Annotated in this window: 12 protein-coding genes and 1 riboswitch; of the genes, 5 read left to right on the forward strand and 7 right to left on the reverse strand. The window is 64.8% G+C overall.

Annotation, left to right across the window (positions count from 1 at the left end; all coding sequences use genetic code 11):
• Positions 1-22 precede the first annotated feature (22 nt).
• Entirely contained in the window at positions 23-1,207 is a 1,185-nt protein-coding gene (locus AC0L3P_RS26795) for a DUF2125 domain-containing protein (protein ID WP_354207887.1), read from the forward strand.
• Between the two features lie 108 nt (positions 1,208-1,315).
• Here AC0L3P_RS26795 and AC0L3P_RS26800 read toward each other — a convergent pair whose 3' ends face one another.
• From AC0L3P_RS26800 to AC0L3P_RS26810, 3 genes are read right to left on the reverse strand one after another with little or no spacing between them, the layout of a single operon-like run.
• Entirely contained in the window at positions 1,316-2,251 is a 936-nt protein-coding gene (locus AC0L3P_RS26800) for a prephenate/arogenate dehydrogenase family protein (protein WP_473306470.1), read from the reverse strand.
• The gene (hisC, locus tag AC0L3P_RS26805) at positions 2,248-3,342 is read right to left on the reverse strand and encodes a histidinol-phosphate transaminase (RefSeq protein WP_354061168.1); all 1,095 of its coding nucleotides are present in this window, start codon (positions 3,340-3,342) and stop codon (positions 2,248-2,250) included. Before hisC ends, AC0L3P_RS26800 begins: the two co-directional genes overlap by 4 nt.
• Positions 3,343-3,374: 32 nt before the next feature.
• The gene (locus tag AC0L3P_RS26810; protein ID WP_275170944.1) at positions 3,375-4,223 is read right to left on the reverse strand and encodes a chorismate mutase; all 849 of its coding nucleotides are present in this window, start codon (positions 4,221-4,223) and stop codon (positions 3,375-3,377) included.
• Between the two features lie 202 nt (positions 4,224-4,425).
• Positions 4,426-4,505: riboswitch (SAM riboswitch) on the forward strand.
• A gap of 90 nt (positions 4,506-4,595) precedes the next feature.
• Here AC0L3P_RS26810 and metX point away from each other — a divergent pair.
• Together metX and metW are read left to right on the forward strand one after the other, a co-directional pair.
• Positions 4,596-5,798: a homoserine O-acetyltransferase MetX gene (gene metX, locus AC0L3P_RS26815; RefSeq protein WP_354207895.1), complete on the forward strand. Its 1,203-nt coding sequence runs from the start codon at positions 4,596-4,598 to the stop codon at positions 5,796-5,798.
• Positions 5,799-5,813: 15 nt separating this feature from the next.
• Entirely contained in the window at positions 5,814-6,476 is a 663-nt protein-coding gene (gene metW, locus AC0L3P_RS26820) for a methionine biosynthesis protein MetW (RefSeq protein WP_473306476.1), read from the forward strand.
• Positions 6,477-6,500: 24 nt separating this feature from the next.
• Here metW and AC0L3P_RS26825 read toward each other — a convergent pair whose 3' ends face one another.
• Positions 6,501-7,364 carry an alpha/beta fold hydrolase gene (locus AC0L3P_RS26825; RefSeq protein ID WP_473306478.1) on the reverse strand — a complete coding sequence of 288 codons (864 nt, stop codon included), beginning with the start codon at positions 7,362-7,364 and terminating at the stop codon, positions 6,501-6,503.
• Positions 7,365-7,564: 200 nt separating this feature from the next.
• Here AC0L3P_RS26825 and AC0L3P_RS26830 point away from each other — a divergent pair, with 200 nt between their 5' ends.
• A complete protein-coding gene (locus AC0L3P_RS26830; RefSeq protein ID WP_473306480.1) occupies positions 7,565-8,386 on the forward strand; it encodes a TIGR02594 family protein in 822 nt (273 codons plus the stop codon).
• A 120-nt stretch (positions 8,387-8,506) separates the two neighbouring features.
• On the opposite strand, the gene AC0L3P_RS26835 is transcribed toward AC0L3P_RS26830, so the two are convergent.
• Positions 8,507-9,295, reverse strand: coding sequence for an MOSC domain-containing protein (locus AC0L3P_RS26835; RefSeq protein WP_473306483.1), 789 nt, complete (start codon positions 9,293-9,295; stop codon positions 8,507-8,509).
• A gap of 256 nt (positions 9,296-9,551) precedes the next feature.
• Here AC0L3P_RS26835 and clpB point away from each other — a divergent pair, with 256 nt between their 5' ends.
• Complete coding sequence (gene clpB / locus AC0L3P_RS26840) at positions 9,552-12,191, forward strand: ATP-dependent chaperone ClpB (RefSeq protein ID WP_473306486.1); 2,640 nt, start codon at positions 9,552-9,554, stop codon at positions 12,189-12,191.
• Positions 12,192-12,291: 100 nt separating this feature from the next.
• Here the strand turns inward: clpB and AC0L3P_RS26845 are convergent, their stop codons facing one another.
• Both AC0L3P_RS26845 and AC0L3P_RS26850 read right to left on the reverse strand, forming a co-directional pair.
• On the reverse strand, positions 12,292-13,911 hold the full coding sequence (locus AC0L3P_RS26845; RefSeq protein WP_473306489.1) for a hypothetical protein: 1,620 nt from the start codon (positions 13,909-13,911) through the stop codon (positions 12,292-12,294).
• A 173-nt stretch (positions 13,912-14,084) separates the two neighbouring features.
• The gene (locus AC0L3P_RS26850; protein ID WP_473306492.1) at positions 14,085-16,148 is read right to left on the reverse strand and encodes a peptidoglycan DD-metalloendopeptidase family protein; all 2,064 of its coding nucleotides are present in this window, start codon (positions 16,146-16,148) and stop codon (positions 14,085-14,087) included.
• Positions 16,149-17,018: the final 870 nt, after the last annotated feature.

Here is a 17,018-nt window from a genome sequence, read left to right on the forward strand (position 1 = left end):
TCAGGGGTCAAAGGGTCGCCGCATGTCCGATATGACCGTTGCCGCAGGCCGGCGCTCCCGTTGGGGCCTTTTCATCGCCCCTGTCATCCTCCTGATCCTCGCGGTGGCGTGGAGCGGCTTCTGGTTCTATGCGGCGTCGCAGGCCGAAATCGCCGCCGACGCCTGGCGCGCGCAGGAGGCCAAATCCGGCCGTATCTATGATTGCGCCAAGCGCTCGATCGCGGGCTTCCCCTTCCGCTTCGAGGTCCAGTGTTCCGGCGCCAGCGTCGCCCTGGTGTCGCAGAACGCCAGCAAGACGCCGTTCACGGCGAAGCTCGACAACATCCTGGTCCTCGCCCAGGTCTACGATCCCAAGCGCGTCATCGCCGAATTCACCGCACCCGCGACGCTCACTGACGGCGTCACGCAAAACACCTTCGTCGTGAACTGGAGCAAGGGCCGCAGCAGCGTGGTCGGCTTGCCCGCCGTGCCGGAGCGCGCCTCCATCGTGTTCGAGGAGCCCACCGTCAATCGTGTTGACGGCAGCGTGCAGGTGCCGCTCGCGCGCGCGAAACAGGTCGAGCTGCATGGACGCCTTGCGGATGGATCGCCGTCCGATCATCCCGTGATCGAGACCGTGCTCCAGATCGCGCAGGGCAGCATCCAGGGCGTACATCCGCTGCTCGCCGAGCCGTTCGAGGCCGACACGCGGGCGAAGATCACCGGACTGTCCGACCTCACGCCAAAGCCGTGGCCGCAGCGCTTCCGCGAGATCCAGGCCGCCGGCGGCCATATCGAGATCGTGCAGTCCCGCATCCAGCAGGGCGAGATGATTGCTGTCGCGGCCGGCACGCTCGGGCTCTCGGCTAACGGCCGTCTCGACGGCGAGTTGCAGATGACGGTGACGGGGCTCGAGCGCGTGATCCCCGCGCTCGGCATCGAGAAGATGCTGGAGGAGGGAGTGCCGCAGGCAACCCTCGATCGCGTCGCGCCCGGCGTGAAGTCGCAGGACCTCAACAATCTGTTCGGCGCGCTCGACCGCGCCGTTCCCGGCCTCAGCAAGGTCATCAAGCAGAACGCCAATGCCGGCGTTGCCGCCGGCATCAATTCGATCGGAACCGAGAGCACGCTGGAAGGCAAGAAGGCCCGCAGCTTCCCGCTGAAGTTCGTCGACGGCAATGTGCTGCTCGGCCCGGTCAAGGTCGGCCAGATCCCGCCGCTGTATTGATTGCTCCGTCATTGCGAGCGAAGCGAAGCAATCCAGACTTTCTCTTCGGAGACAGTCTGGATTGCTTCGTCGCTGCGCTCCTCGCAATGACGGAGGTGAGAGGGGTGGCTACGGCTTCTTCAGCGCCGCATGCGGCCGGCCGAAGTCGGGCGCGGCAGAGTCCTGGCCGATTTCGACGATGCCGCGGCGGATGGCGCGGGTGCGGGTGAAGTGGTCGAACAGCGCCTCGCCGTCGCCGCGGCGGATTGCGCGGGTGAGCTTTGCCAGATCCTCGGTAAAGGTGCCGAGCATCTCCAGCACGGCTTCCTTGTTGGCGAGGAAGACGTCGCGCCACATCGTCGGATCGGAGGCGGCGATGCGCGTGAAATCGCGAAAGCCGCCGGCGGAGAATTTGATGACTTCCGATTCCGTCACCTGCGCCAGCTCGTCGGCGGTGCCGACGATGGTGTAGGCGATCAGATGCGGCAGATGGCTGGTGATCGCGAGCACGAGATCATGATGATCCGGCGTCATGATCTCGACCTTGGCGCCCATCGCAGCCCAGAACGCGCGCAGGCGGTCGGTAGCAGCCGCATCGACGCCCTCCGGCGGGGTGAGGATGCACCAGCGGTTGATGAAGAGCTCGGCGAAGCCTGAATCGGGGCCCGAATGCTCGGTGCCCGCGACGGGATGCGCCGGCACGAAATGGATGCCGTTCGGCAGATGCGGCGCCATATCCCTGACGATGGCGCCCTTGACCGAGCCTACGTCGGAGATGATCGCACCGGGCTTGAGGTGCGCGGCGATCTCCTGCGCCACCGGCCCGCAGGCGCCGACGGGAATGCAGAGAATGACGAGATCGGCGTCCTTCACGGCTTCCGCATTGGTCGCCACGACCTGATCGACGATGCCGAGCACCATCACGCGTGCGCGCGTCTTCTCCGAGCGCGCGGTGGTGACGATCTCGCCAGCCAGGCCCTGGAGCTTCGCAGCGCGCGCGATCGAGCCGCCGATCAGGCCGAAGCCGATCAGCGCGACGCGCTGGAAGTGCGCGGTCGCGCTCATCGTCCGGCCATGAAGTCGCGCAGGCCCTCGACGACGAGGCGGTTGGCCTCCTCGGTGCCGATGGTCATGCGCAGCGAATGCGGCAGGCCGTAGTTCTTCAAGCCGCGCAGCACCAGCCCGCGCCTGGTGAGGAAGGCGTCGGCTGCGTCCGAGGTCTTGCCCTCGGTCGGGAAGTGGATCAGCACGAAATTGGCGACGCTCGGCGTCACCTTCAGCCCGAGCTTGCCGATCTCCTCGGCGAGCCAGTTGCGCCAGGTTTCGGTGAACTGTTTCGACATGGCCTGGTGCGCGGTATCCTCGATCGCGGCAACGGCAGCGTACATCGCCGGCGTCGACACGTTGAAGGGACCGCGGATGCGGTTGACCGCGTCGATGATGTGCTCGGGGCCGAACATCCAGCCGATGCGCAGCGCCGCGAGACCATGGATCTTGGAGAAGGTGTGGGTCACGACCGTGTTCTCGGTCGTCGCCACCAGCTCGATCCCCATCTCGTAATCGTTACGCGAGACGTAGTCGCAATAGGCTGCGTCCAGCACCAGCAGCACGTGCGAGGGCAGGCCGGCGCGCAGGCGCTTGACCTCATCGAACGGCACATAGGTGCCGGTCGGATTGTTGGGATTGGCGAGCCAGACCAGCTTTGTCTTCGGCGTCACCGCCTTGAGGATGGCGTCGACATCGCAGGTGAGGTTCTTCTCGGCCGCGACGACATTCTTCGCGCCGACCGCCATGGTTGCGATCGGGTAGACCAGGAAGCCGTGCGTGGTCGAGATCGCCTCGTCGCCGTGGCTGAGATAGGTGTGGGCGAGCAGATTGAGGATCTCGTCCGAGCCGGCGCCGCAGATGATGCGGTTGGGATCGAGCCCGAAGGTGCGCCCGATCGCTTCGCGCAGCACGCGCGAGGTTCCTTCCGGATAGTCTTCCAGATGATCCGCAACGTGCTTGAACGCCTCGATCGCCTTCGGCGAGGGCCCGAACGGCGTCTCGTTGGCCGAGAGCTTGAACACCTTGCGGCCGGGCTCTGCCACCGGAGTCTTGCCGGGCGTGTAGGGCGCAATATCGAGAATGCCGGGATTCGGCACAGGGCGGGACATCTTCAACTCCGGAATGGCAGGCGGTTCGCGACTTACGATTTCGACCCGGTCGGGGGCACCGTATAGCGCGTTGCGTGGCTGCCGACGAGGGCCGTGGAGCGCACCGAGGCCCCCGCCTCGATCAGGGCAGCCTTGATTTTGTCGAGGCTGCTCGTCGCGGTGACCGAGACCAGCAGCGCGGCGCCGTCGAAGGCGGTATCGGGCACGGCCACGATCTCGGCGAGCGGCGACAGGGCGCGCGCGACCTCGGCGTTCCACCCCGACACGCGCACGCTGAAGGTCTCGACCTCCGTCACAAGCGCGCTGTCGGCGACGCGCGAGACCGCGAACACGGGCAACGCCGCCGGATGGTCGGCGCGCTCGACGAACGGCAGCCGCGCGATGATCTTTGGCGCACCTTCTGCCTCGAGCTCCAGCCACCATGGTGTGCGGCTGGAGGTCGCCGAGACCAGCGCGAGGTCGCCCTTGGATTTCGCGACGGCCTCGACCGCCGCTTGCGCGCTGAAATGCGCGACGTAAGGCACGGTGAATCCGAAATGGAAGCGCACGGAATCGCGCATCGCCGGCTCGCTCGCAGAGATGTCGGCATGGACCGAGAACGGCGCCTGGACATAGGTGAAGGTCGCGATGATGACGCGCCAGATGCTCTCGACGGTGTCGAGCGGCAGGATGCCGCGATGACGCTGCACGAGGTCGCGCATCATGGCGGCCTCACGCGCAGGCCGAAACGCCGAGCCGACCTCCTGGGTCTGCTTCACCTGGATCAGGCGGTCGATGATGTCGCCGCGCTGCATCAACAGGCGATGCATGCCCTCGTCGATCGCGTCGATCTCCTTGCGCAATTCCTGGAGCGATGGTGGCGCGGGCGGACGTTGGGACATGTCTGACAGGGTTGTTGAGAGGCGTTCCAATGCGGATCAGGCGAGCCGTCACCGCTGTGATGAATGCCTGATTAGGCAGTCGGGGCTGCGAAAGCAAAGAGAAATGCAAAGGCAAATCGGGGCCGTTCCGCCCGCGTCTCGACAGGTGAATTTGGTCGATCCGGGCCGCGACTTGACGAAAACCGTCCAAGACGGTAGTTTTTACCCGTTCCGTGGTCATTTGAGCCGGCCGGCTTGCAGCCACGTTAAAAAACTCGCTAAACAGGCCGGGGACCCTTTCGATCCCGGCCGAACCTATCGTTCAGGCCGGGTTTTTCATGGCCTGATGTCAATGCGGTCACCACGACGATCGCAAACGAGGTCGATGGTCAGATGGTTGGCGTCCAGTCAATTCCGAGTCCCGCGATCACCGCCGACGAGCGGTCGCACGAGGTGGATCATCCGAGCTCGCAGGTCGCGCAGTTCGGCACGGAGCAGCCGCTGCGGCTGGATTGCGGTGTCGATCTCAGCCCGTTCCAGATCGCCTACCAGACTTACGGCGAACTGAATGCCGATCGCTCCAACGCGATCCTGATCTGCCATGCGCTGACCGGCGACCAGCACGTCGCCAATGTGCACCCTGTCACCGGCAAGCCCGGCTGGTGGGAGACCCTGGTCGGCCCCGGTCGACCGCTCGATCCCCGCGAGTATTTTATCATCTGCTCCAACGTGATCGGCGGCTGCATGGGCTCGACCGGTCCGGCATCGATCAATCCCGCGACCGGCAAGGTTTGGGGTCTCGATTTCCCCGTCATCACCATCCCCGACATGGTGCGCGCGCAGGCGATGCTGATCGATCGGCTCGGCATCGACACGCTGTTCGCGGTCGTCGGCGGCTCGATGGGCGGCATGCAAGTGCTGCAATGGACTGCGGCGTATCCGAGCCGCGTGTTCTCCGCGCTGGCGATCGCCTGCTCGACACGACATTCGGCGCAGAACATCGCGTTCCACGAGCTTGGCCGTCAGGCGGTGATGGCCGATCCCGACTGGCACCATGGCGGCTATGCCGACCACGGTATTCATCCGCATCGCGGGCTCGCTGTCGCGCGGATGGCGGCGCACATCACCTATCTCTCGGACGCCGCGCTGCATCGAAAATTCGGACGGCGCATGCAGGACCGCGAGCTGCCGACCTTCTCGTTCGACGCCGACTTCCAGGTCGAGTCCTATCTGCGCTACCAGGGCTCGTCCTTCGTCGAGCGCTTCGACGCGAACTCCTATCTCTATCTGACCCGCGCGATGGACTATTTCGACATTGCCGGCGACCATGGCGGCGTGCTGGCGAAGGCGTTCGCGGGAATCCAGACCCGCTTCTGCGTGGTCTCCTTCACCAGCGACTGGCTGTTCCCGACCTCGGAATCGCGCGCGCTGGTGCACGCGCTGAATGCGTCGAGTGCGCGGGTGTCGTTCGCCGAGATCGAGACCGATCGCGGTCACGACGCGTTCCTGCTCGACGTGCCCGAGTTCTTCGACATCGCCCGTGCCTTCCTGCAGTCGGCAGGCAAGGCGCGCGGGCTTGCCGCCAAGAATGCTTAACAAGGACGGCTAGCCATGTCTGTACAGGAAACGTTGCCGCTGGGCGGCGTTGCGACCGGGCAGCCCGGTGATTTTCGCGCGGACCATGTGCTGGTGGCCGAGATGGTCAAGCCGGGCTCGAAGGTGCTCGACGTCGGCTGCGGCGAGGGCGACCTGCTCCAACTGCTGGAAACCCGCGGCGTCGACGGCCGCGGCATCGAGCTGTCGCGCGAGGGCGTCAACCGCTGCGTCGCCAAGGGTCTTGCGGTGGTGCAGGGCGATGCCGACACCGACCTGGTGAATTATCCGGATGACGCCTTCGACTACGTGATCCTGTCGCAGACGTTGCAGGCGACGCGGCAGCCGAAAGTGGTGCTGGAGAATTTGCTGCGCATCGGCCGCCGCGCCATCGTGTCGTTCCCGAATTTCGGCTTCTGGAAGATGCGGCTCCAGCTCCTGATCGGCGGCCACATGCCGCGCACGGAGAATCTGCCGGCAAGCTGGTATGACACCGCCAACATCCATTTCTGTACCATCAAGGACTTCGTCGAACTCTGCGACGCGATCGACGTCAAGATGGAACGTGCCGAGGCGCTCGACCTCTACGGCCGCCCGCTGCGGCTGCGGATGCCCTGGTGGGTGTGGAATCTGTTCGGCGAGCAGGGCGTGTTTCTGCTGACGCGGGGCGGCAGGAAGTAGTTTTTCGTCATTGCGAGCGTAGCGCTAATGCGCCGCCAGCGATCTCGGATCGCGTACCGGCCATCGTCCCGCTTCCACCAGCGTGACGAACCGTTCCACCGTTTCGTTGAACAGGGCGGGCTCTTCGAGATTGAGCACGTGGCCGGACTTCGGAAACATGGCGAGCCCCGCCGCAGGCAGATGCTTCTTCAGGAACAGGCTTGCGCCCACGCACGGATCGTCCTCGTCGCCGCAGATGATGAGTGCCGGCGTCGTGACGCCTCTGATCGCGTCCGTCATCGTAAAGATCGAGGGACGGCCGGCCTGGAAGCCGCGCATCGTCCGCGCCGATCCCTTGGCGTCGTGCCGCGCCAGGGCGGCGTAGAAATCGGCGTGACCGCGCGGGTCCTTCACCAGGAAGGGAATCCGGCTCGGCGCCTCGCGCGTGACTTTTGCGACTTCGGCTGAGCCGAGCGCTTCGAACTGCTCCGCGTTGGCGCGGCACTGCTGGCGCCATGCGTCTAGGTTCTCGATCTCCGAGCCCGAGCCGACTCCGGCGAGCGTCATCGACAGCGCGCGTTGGGGCGCGTTGAGCCCGATCTGGAGCGACGAATAGGCGCCCATCGAGAGGCCGACGAAGTGCGCGCGATTGATCTTCAGATGATCGAGCACCGCGAGCGCATCGGTGTAGAAATGTGTGTAGCCGTAGACCTCGCCGTCAGGCACGTCCGATGGCGTGTAGCCGCGCGCGGAATAGGTGATGCAGCGATGGCCGCGCGAAAAGTAGCGCATCTGCGGCTCCCAATTGGTGTAGTCGGCCGCGAATTCGTGCAGAAAAATGATCGGCGTGCCCGCGCCTGCTTCTTCGAAATAGAGACGATAATTGTCTTTCGTGAGGGCGTGAGGCATCCGGTTTTCTCCCTGAGGTGGCTGCGGCATTGGAATGCCGTCCTGCAGTCAGCGCATACGATCCTAGCACTTGTTAATCATCGTCCAAAATCTTCGCGACCGCGTCTTGTTCTCGCCACATCGGGATACTGATACAGCCCGCGGATGTCGGCCACCGCACGGGCCGACGGGGAAGTGGGGGTGTCAACGAAGGATGAAGAATGTTCGAGTTGTTTGCGTCTCGCCTGTCGCGCTGTGTCGTCGCGCTGGCTGTTTTCTTCGCGGCGATCGCCGCACTCGCCTCTCCGGCGTCAGCACGACCTCATCGTCATAGCGCAGAGCGGCACGCTTACGCGCATCACGCCAGCAGACATCATCATTACCGATATCATGCACGCAGCTCGCGCTTCGAGCGCGGCGCGGCGCAATTGCAGGCGAGCGGCTTCGGCAATACCTTCGCCAGCTATGACCCGAACGCCAATAGCGGCGGCATCGCCATGAGCGGCAGCGGTGGAATGGCCACGAGCGGCAGCGGTGCAATGGCTATGAGCGGCAACGCTGGAATGGTTACCAGCGGCGGGATGACCACGCGCGCCAGCCGTCGAATCGCCACGAGGCGTGGCGGTGGCCTGGCCACTGACGCGAATGTCGGCGGCATGGCCAATAGCGCGACGAGCAGCGGCGGCTTTGGCGGCGGGTCGGGCCTCGTGTCCGAGGCGCGCCGCTATGTCGGTGGCAATCCGACCGGCCGCGGCAGCCTGTGGTGCGCGCGCTTCATGAACATGGTGCTTGAGAAAACCGGCCACCGTGGCACCGGCTCCGACATGGCGAACTCGTTCGCGCATTACGGCACGCGCGTCTCCGGTCCGCAGGTCGGCGCCATCGCGGTCATGTCGCGCGGCGGCCGGGGCGGTCATGTCGGCATCATCACCGGCGTCGACGCGCAGGGCAATCCGATCATGATCTCCGGCAATAACGGCAACCGCGTTCGCGAAGCACCGGTCTCGCGCGGCCGGATCTATGCCTATGTGATGCCGAACTGAGGTTTCTCCCCGTCATTGCGAGGAGCGAAGCGACGAGGCAATCCAGACCGTCTCAGCAGATAGATATCTGGATTGCTTCGCTGCGCTCGCAATGACGGAGTACGTGGAGCCGGCGCCGCGTCACACCAGCTTCGGCTGTTCCAACGCAACCGCGTCGCCCACGCCGATGTCGCCGTCGGCGATCACCTCGGCATAGATGCCGCAGTCCATGTGGCCGAGATTGCTCGAGAGCGTAGCCGGGATTTCGAGATCGCGCCTCGCGGTATCAGGGTCGACATTGGTGGCCGGGCAGCGCTTGATGCGCTTGACCACTTGCAGCCGGGCCTGCCCGATCGCCAGCGTCTGGCCGACGAGGTCGAGTTCGGACCAGGCCGGCCAGCCCTTCACGTAGAGATTGGCGCGGAAGCGCAGCGGGTGGACGACGGCGCCGCCAAGCATGGTCTCGAGCGCGCGGACGCTGTCGAGATTGATGATGGACACGACCTTGCGGGCGACGTCGGAAAAGCTGTGGTCACGGCTGGACAGGACCTTGGGCGGGCCCTTCAGCTCCGGCTGAAAGTTGTCCCTGAAATAGTCCTCGATGGCGGCGCGCCCGGCCGCGGTCTCGAGATCCCCACTGGCGACGATCTGGCCGTCCTTGCGGATGATCAGGCGGTTGGTCGCGTCCTCGAACCGGCTGTCGAGCGAAGCCAGCCGCTCATTCCGCGCCAGCATCAGGAACTGGGTCTTCGGCTTCCACTGCGGCTCTTCCGGATCGAAGCCGCTGGGGCCGTTCTCGATGGCGTAGCGGCGGTCGGCGGGCAGGGTCTGGCCGGCTCGCAGGAAGACGCGGGGCAGGGGCTCCGGCGTCAGGCCCTTGATCGGGTAGCGGTAGAGGCCGGTGATCTCGGCGGTCTGGCTGGCTGTCATTGCGCTAGGTGTCATGCCGCTACTTAGGGGATTCGGCCCACCGGCGCCAAGCGGCGGGTCCGCGCACGAAATTGTGAACTCGCCTCTTCCGGTCCGAAGCCTCGCTTCCCACATCTGGGTCAGGCCGGCGCCAGCGCCGGCTGATAACGACCGTTACCGGTTGAGAAACGTCAATGCGGTAATCGGAAACCCAATGAAGATGTCGTTTGGAGTGCCTTAGAGGGCTCCAGGGGCAGGCCGAGGGAAAGACCACGATATGAACATCGACAAATATACCGAACGCTCCAGAGGCTTCGTCCAGTCCGCGCAGTCGCTTGCGGTGCGCGAAGGGCACCAGCAGTTTTCGACCCTGCACGTTCTGAAAGTGCTGCTGGACGACAATGAAGGCCTCGCTGCCGGCCTGATCGAACGCGCCGGCGGCAATTCCCGCGCAATCCTGAAGGCGACCGAGGACGCCCTGAGCAAGGTGCCGAAGGTCTCAGGCGGCGGCGCCGGCCAGATCTATCTGGCGCCCGAACTTGCCCGCACTTTCGACGCGGCTGAGAAGGCCGGCGAGAAGGCCGGCGACAGCTTTGTCACCGTCGAGCGGCTGCTGCTCGGTCTTGCCTTGGAGAAAAACAGCGAGGCGGGCGCGATCCTGGCCAAGGGCGGCGTCACCCCGCAGAACCTCAACGCGGCGATCGAAGCGCTGCGCAAGGGCCGGACCGCGGACTCCGCAACCGCCGAGAACGCCTATGACGCGCTGAAGAAATATGCCCGCGACCTCACCCAGGCGGCGCGCGACGGCAAGCTCGATCCGGTCATCGGCCGCGACGAGGAGATCCGCCGCACGATCCAGGTGCTGTCGCGCCGGACCAAGAACAATCCCGTCCTGATCGGCGAGCCCGGTGTCGGCAAGACTGCCATCGCCGAGGGCCTGGCGCTGCGCATCGTCAACGGCGACGTGCCGGAGAGCCTGAAGGACAAGAGGCTGTTGTCGCTCGACCTCGGCTCGCTGATTGCAGGTGCAAAATATCGCGGCGAGTTCGAGGAGCGGTTGAAGGCCGTGCTCCAGGAGGTGACCGGAAGCGAGGGCAATTTCGTCCTGTTCATCGACGAGATGCACACGCTGATCGGCGCCGGCAAGGGCGATGGCGCGATGGACGCGTCCAACCTGCTCAAGCCTGCGCTCGCCCGCGGCGAGCTGCACTGCATCGGCGCGACCACGCTCGACGAGTACCAGAAGCACGTCGAGAAGGACGCGGCGCTGGCGCGGCGTTTCCAGCCGATCTTCGTCAGCGAGCCTTCGGTCGAGGATACGATCTCCATTCTGCGCGGGCTGAAGGACAAATACGAGCAGCACCATGGCGTGCGGATCACCGATTCCGCGCTGGTCGCCGCCACGACGCTGTCCAACCGCTACATCACCGACCGCTTCCTGCCGGACAAGGCGATCGACCTCATGGACGAGGCGGCCGCGCGGCTCAAGATGCAGGTCGATTCCAAGCCGGAAGAGCTGGATTCGATGGATCGGGAAATCATCCGGCTGAAGATCGAACAGGAAGCATTGAAGAAAGAGAGCGATGCCGGTTCGAAGAGCCGCCTGCAGACCTTGGAGAAGGAACTGGCCGACCTCGAGGAGAAGTCCGCGGCGCTCACCGCACGCTGGAGCGCGGAGAAGAACAAGCTCTCCGACGCCCAGAAGCTGAAGGCCGAGCTCGACGGCTTGCGGGTCGAACTTGCCAACGCGCAGCGCCGCGGTGAATTCCAGAAGGCCGGTGAGCTGGCCTATGGCCGGATCCCCGAGCTCGAAAAGCAGCTTGCAGACATCGAGGCCAAGGAAAACTCCGGCGAGATGATGGAGGAGGCGGTCACCGCCAACCATATCGCGCAGGTGGTCTCGCGCTGGACCGGCGTGCCCGTCGACAAGATGCTGGAAGGCGAGAAGGACAAGCTCCTGAGAATGGAGGACTCGCTCGGCAAGCGCGTCGTCGGCCAGGCCGAGGCCGTGCGTGCGGTCGCGACCGCCGTGCGCCGTTCCCGCGCGGGGCTGCAGGATCCGAACCGGCCGACCGGCTCGTTCATGTTCCTGGGGCCGACCGGCGTCGGCAAGACCGAGCTGACGAAAGCGCTCGCCGAATATCTGTTCAACGACGAGACCGCGATGGTTCGCCTCGACATGTCCGAGTACATGGAGAAGCACTCGGTCTCGCGGCTGATCGGCGCGCCTCCGGGCTATGTCGGCTATGACGAGGGCGGTGCACTGACCGAAGCGGTGCGGCGCCGGCCCTACCAGGTGGTGCTGTTCGACGAGATCGAGAAGGCGCATCCCGACGTCTTCAATGTCCTGTTGCAGGTGCTCGACGACGGCCGCCTTACCGACGGCCAGGGTCGCACCGTCGACTTCCGCAACACGCTGATCATCATGACCTCGAACCTCGGTTCGGAGTTTCTGGTGAACCAGCCGGAGGGCGAGGACACTTCGGCCGTGCGCGAGCAGGTGATGGGAATGGTGCGGGGGCATTTCCGCCCCGAATTCCTCAACCGCGTCGACGAGATCATCCTGTTCCATCGCTTGCAGAGGAGCGAGATGGGCCGGATCGTCGAAATCCAGTTCGCGCGGCTGCAAAAGCTTTTGACCGATCGCAAGATCGTGCTGACGCTCGACGCTGCGGGCCGCGACTGGCTCGCCGCCAAGGGCTGGGATCCCGCCTACGGCGCACGGCCGCTCAAGCGCGTGATCCAGCGTCACGTCCAGGATCCGCTCGCCGAGATGATCCTTGCCGGCGACGTCAAGGACGGTGATAGCGTTGCGATCTCGTCGGAAGGCAACGTGCTGACCCTCAACGGCAAGGCGCCGCAGACCGCGGAGATCGCCCAGTTCGAAGCGCCGGTGTCGAAGCGGAAGTTGAACTGATCGCCGGCATTCGAAGCCTGAAGCCACAAGCCGCCCCGGAGAGCTCAATCTCTCCGGGGCGGTTTGTTTTGCGGGTTGTTGGCGAACTTACTGCGGGGACTTATTTCTTCGTGACCTTGTAGATCGCGTTCTCGATGTCGGAAGAGAAATAAATCGTGCCGGATTCCCCGACCGCGACGCCTGTCGGAATGTGCGTCGGCAGTCCTCCGGGCGCACCGCTCAGGCCAATCGGGAGATTGGCCGCGATCTCGGTGACCGCGCCGGTCTCAGGAGCGATCTCGATCAATCGCTTGGCACCGACCTCCGCCACGATCAGCTTGCCGTCCTTGGCGCGTGCGATCCCCTCGGGCATTTTCAGGTCCTTGGCGAGCACGGTCTTTTCGCCGTTCGTCTCGATTTTGGACACGACGCCCGCGAAGGCTTCGGTGACAAAGACCTCGCCGCTCGATCCGCCGACGAGCCCGACCGGGCCTTCGAGGCCGCCGATCAGCGGGGTGCGGTCCTTGCCGTGCTCGCCGCTGACGCGGACCAGCGATTTGGTGCCAAGCTCGGCCACCAGAATGCTGCCGTCCGCAAGCACGAGCGCGTCGTGCGGCGCCTTGAAGCCGTGCAGCATGTCGCGGGTGGCGCCGGTCTTGCCGTCGATCACCTGCACCGTGCCGGTGAACCAGCTCGACAGCACCACATAGTTGCCCTTCGCCGTCGCACTCATCGGATATTCGAGCGTGACGCCGGCGGCGTGCATGCGGGCCTTCTCGGTGACCTCGCCGGTCGCGCCGTCCACCGTGCGATAAGCGAACACGTCGGCGACGTGGATCGTATCCTTGCCGTTCTCTGACGTGACGCCGATGCCGCCGGGCAAAGCGAGCTTGCCGATGATGACCTGCCGCGCCTGGCCGGTCGCCGGATCGACCTCCTGAATGCCGTTGTCGGCCATGTTGGAGACGTAGATTCGGTCCTTGTCGTCGATCGCGAGATTGTCCAGCGACGGCTTCAATTGCGCGACCATGGTCTTGGTGCCCGACTTGGGATCGACCCGAACGAGCTGGCCGAGCGCGGTGTCGACCACCCAGAGATTGCCCTTGGAGTCGAAGTTTACCGCGGCCGGGACCTTGAAGCCGTCGGCGACGACGGTCAGCTCGGCCTTGTCGACGTCCACCTTTGCGACCTGTCCCTTGAACCAGAGCGGACCGTAGAGCTTGTCGTCGGGACCGAACTCGAAGCCGTTGAGGCCGCCCATCTTCTCCATGATCTGGCGCGGCGGTTTGACGCCCTCGACGTCGATCTCATAGAGCGTGTCGCCGAGGAACACGGTGGTGGCGTACAGCCTGCCGTCCTTGCGGAAGGCGAGCGAATTGATACCGGGAAGGCCGCTGGCGAGCTTCTTGATCGGGCCGTCGCCCTTGCGCGAATAAAGATCGCCGGCCAGGAATCCGGTCCAGGCCATGGTGCCGTCGGGCGCGAACGCGATGTCATCGGCCATTCCGATCGGAGCGGGGATTGCAACCTTGGCGGTACCGCCGGCGATGTCGATCTCGTAGAGCGCCGCGCCCGCGACGCTGCCGGCAAACAGATGGCCGGCCTTGTCGATCGCAAGCCCGTGCACGCCGTGGAACGCCGAGCCCGGGACGAGCCGGGTGACCTCGTAGTTTTCGGCCGAAACGCCGGTTGCTGAGACAATCGCAGCGACGAAGGCTGCGCAGGCGAGCCTGTTCTTCATGGCGAGACCTCCCGTTTTTTGGAAAGTATTCGCTCCTCATTCCGCTTTGGCAAACGAAACTTGACGTTGTGATGCCGCCAAGGGGGCCTCGCGCGACGACGTCAAATCCAGATCGTGTTGAAATCCGGATCGTGTTTGAAGATGTCCGGCCGATCTGGGCCGGTTCGCCGGCTTTACCGGTTGGTGACCTGCAACGGTCCGCCGGTTGCGTCTGACATCCGGGCGATCGCGCCGGCGCGGCCGCTCATCATGCCGTCGAGCCGGTCGCGCTCCTTCTCGAAGCCGGCCAGCATCGGGCCTTCCAGCGAGCGGCCGCGCGGCAGTTTCACACGCAGCGGATCGACGAAGCGGCCGTTGACCAGGATTTCGTAGTGGACGTGCGGGCCGGTCGACGCGCCGGTCGAACCGACGAAGCCGATCACCTGGCCCTGCCGCACCTTCTTGCCGGGCTCCATGCCCTTGGCGAAGGCCGACATATGGCCATAGGCGGTCTCGTAGCCGTTGTTATGCTTGATGCGGATGTATTTGCCGTAGCCGCCCTCGGGGCCGGCCTTCTCGATCACGCCGTTGCCGGAGGCGAAGATCGGCGTGCCGTAGGAGGTGGCCCAGTCGACGCCGGTATGCATCTTCACATAGCCGAGGATGGGGTGACGGCGGCCGCCGAAGCCGGAGCGCATGATGGCGTTGTTGACGGGCTTGCGCACCAGGAACTTCTTCGCGCTCTTGCCGGTCTCGTCATAGTAGTCGACGACGCCGTCGTCGGGGCTCTGGTAGCGGTAGTATTTCTTGGTCTCGCCGCCGAGCGTGAGCGAAGCGAACAGCACGTCGTTCTTTTCGGTCGCGGTCACGCCTTCGTCTTCGCCGGCGTAGAACACGTCGAATGAATCGCCCGGCGCCACCTTGCGCTGGAAATCGACGTCGTAGGAGTAGATCTTGATCATGTCGTCGATAACGGGCATCGGCACTTTGTTGCGCATCGCGGTCTCGTAGATGCTCTGGTAGAGCCGCACGCCCGTGCCGTCATCGTCGTCATCGTCGTCGCTGTTGGCGTTCGCCGCCGCCTCGGCGACGGTATTCATGCTGGAGACGTCGACCGCGACGTATTTGCCGAGATCGGACAGCGCCGCGATCGCCTCGACCATGGTCTCGTTGGCGATGACGACGCGATAGGGCTGCAGACGGGCGCCAGGGCTTGCGGGCGCCATCAGGATGCGCAGCTTCTCGCCTTCCTTCAGGCCGCCGTCGCGGCCGCGCGGCCCGAGTGTCGCGGTGATCGCCTTGATCTCCTCGGCCGTGGCGCCGAGATCACGCAGCACGCCGGCGACGCTGTCGCCCTTCTTGACCACGTGGACGCGTTCGCCGTTGGGATTGCCGCCGGTGATCTGTTCCTTGGTCTTCGGCAGCAGCGTGACGTTCTCCGGCACCACGCGCGTCTCGAAGCCGGCATAGGGATCGGACGGCGAAACTTCGGTGGCGTAGGCGCTTCTGATCTCGGACGGGCCGGTCGCGCCGGAGACGTCGGCCGCAGCATTGGAGAGCGCGGCGTAGCGCACCCCGCCGTTGCCGCGCCAATTGGCGGCATCGCGCACCCGCATCAGGATGTCGTCGAGCGCCACCACTGCGGAAATCTTGGCTTTCGGCAGCACCTGGGAGAGGTCCTTGGTGACGAACGAGACCTCGGCGTCGGGTTCGACGGCTTCCGGATTGTTCGGATCCTCGGATGCCGTCTTCGGATCGGAGCCGACATCGGTGAGAAGGCGCTGGGCGTTGAACGGCGGGATCTTCGCCGACAGATCGCTCGTCGTCATCGACAGATTGCCGGCAATCCGGATGAAGGGACGCACCCGCATCACGTCGCGGTTGCCGACGCGGGCGACGGTCGAGACGCGCACGATGTTGCGCGAGGCCGTGGATTCGTTCGGGGGCGGCAGGCGGTCGCTCTTGTGCAGCGTGGCGGCGCGATCGGCTGCGCCGAATGCGCCGCGCAGAGCGCCTTCGACGCGCTCCGGCACCTTGGCGAAGGTCATCTCGCCATCGAGCGAAGCGAAAACGGCGCCGCCGATCAGGGCTGCGCCGCAAAGTCCGGTTAGAATCGTCCCGCTGAACCATTGCACCGAAACACGGCGGCGATCGATGACGGCGGCTTCCGAACCATCGACGGACAGCGGCGGCTCGTGGCCGAGATCGATGATCCCGGTCTCACGCCCGTAAGCGCCGCGTGACGTCCTGTGGTTCAACCCAAGTCCCCCAATCAACGACCCGAGAGCCCGATTTCGAGCAGCCTCGTTCCGAGCAGTCCTGTCTTGAGCCCCTCCTTACGCCGCCCTCTTCGGGGCGTCTCTGGAAAAGGCAAGCCGCATAGGCATCCGCGGTCAGAAGGCCCAGATGACGGACCGGCCGAAATTACGAACAGCTAAGCGGAAAAAGATCTCTCGATGTGTCTCGAATGTCTGAAGAAGGCCGCTTCATCGTATGATCGCCTTCCTCTGACCCCACACGAACCGCCGGCAGCCCCCACTGGCATCCCTGCGATTCAAGCTTTGTCTGTACCAGAACGCCGGGGGATTGTGGCTCAAGTACGGCGCCTAATATGGAAAAGTTTCCCTAAACGGCCGGGAGCCAGGGGCCTTCCACGGGCGGGCGCCCCTAGCCGCGTCAGGTCGCGACCGAGCCGCGTTCAAGGCACCTCCATGCCGCTTCCGGAGCCCCCCTCGGGCCCAAACTTTTTTTGGGTTTTTTCTCCGCGCCGGCCCGATCCAGCCGCTCGGCGCCTCTCTAACTCACTGGAATCGCCAATGTTTTCGCAACAATCCACCGTGCGACGATTTTCTGACAATCGGCGTTGACAACCCCGATGGGTGGGGCCTATAACCCGACCACTGAGCGCGGCGCCGCCGGGTCACTGACCAAGGCGAGCGAACGCGCCACTGATGCTCCTCACCTTGTTGAGTGACACAACAGTCGACGTAAGTCGATTGGAGTTCATCCATCGTCGGTAAGGGTGTCGGAACCCTTCCTCTCTGGAAGGTTGGGGCCTCCTGGTCCCGGGCTGTTTGACAAGTGAAGATGAAGAAAGAGAAACGTGGACGGCGGAGTCCTTGCGGGTC

Source organism: Bradyrhizobium sp. WSM4874 (assembly GCF_055811835.1).

What these genes read in the sequence shown, in the direction of transcription:
- metW (WP_473306476.1), top strand. Translation starts at nt 5,814, where the DNA reads ATGTCTGTACAGGAAACGTTGCCGCTGGGCGGCGTTGCGACCGGGCAG.
- AC0L3P_RS26800 (WP_473306470.1), bottom strand. Translation starts at nt 2,251, where the DNA reads ATGAGCGCGACCGCGCACTTCCAGCGCGTCGCGCTGATCGGCTTCGGC.
- metX (WP_354207895.1), top strand. Translation starts at nt 4,596, where the DNA reads ATGGTTGGCGTCCAGTCAATTCCGAGTCCCGCGATCACCGCCGACGAG.
- clpB (WP_473306486.1), top strand. Translation starts at nt 9,552, where the DNA reads ATGAACATCGACAAATATACCGAACGCTCCAGAGGCTTCGTCCAGTCC.
- hisC (WP_354061168.1), bottom strand. Translation starts at nt 3,342, where the DNA reads ATGTCCCGCCCTGTGCCGAATCCCGGCATTCTCGATATTGCGCCCTAC.
- AC0L3P_RS26825 (WP_473306478.1), bottom strand. Translation starts at nt 7,364, where the DNA reads ATGCCTCACGCCCTCACGAAAGACAATTATCGTCTCTATTTCGAAGAA.
- AC0L3P_RS26830 (WP_473306480.1), top strand. Translation starts at nt 7,565, where the DNA reads ATGTTCGAGTTGTTTGCGTCTCGCCTGTCGCGCTGTGTCGTCGCGCTG.
- AC0L3P_RS26845 (WP_473306489.1), bottom strand. Translation starts at nt 13,911, where the DNA reads ATGAAGAACAGGCTCGCCTGCGCAGCCTTCGTCGCTGCGATTGTCTCA.
- AC0L3P_RS26810 (WP_275170944.1), bottom strand. Translation starts at nt 4,223, where the DNA reads ATGTCCCAACGTCCGCCCGCGCCACCATCGCTCCAGGAATTGCGCAAG.
- AC0L3P_RS26835 (WP_473306483.1), bottom strand. Translation starts at nt 9,295, where the DNA reads ATGACAGCCAGCCAGACCGCCGAGATCACCGGCCTCTACCGCTACCCG.
- AC0L3P_RS26795 (WP_354207887.1), top strand. Translation starts at nt 23, where the DNA reads ATGTCCGATATGACCGTTGCCGCAGGCCGGCGCTCCCGTTGGGGCCTT.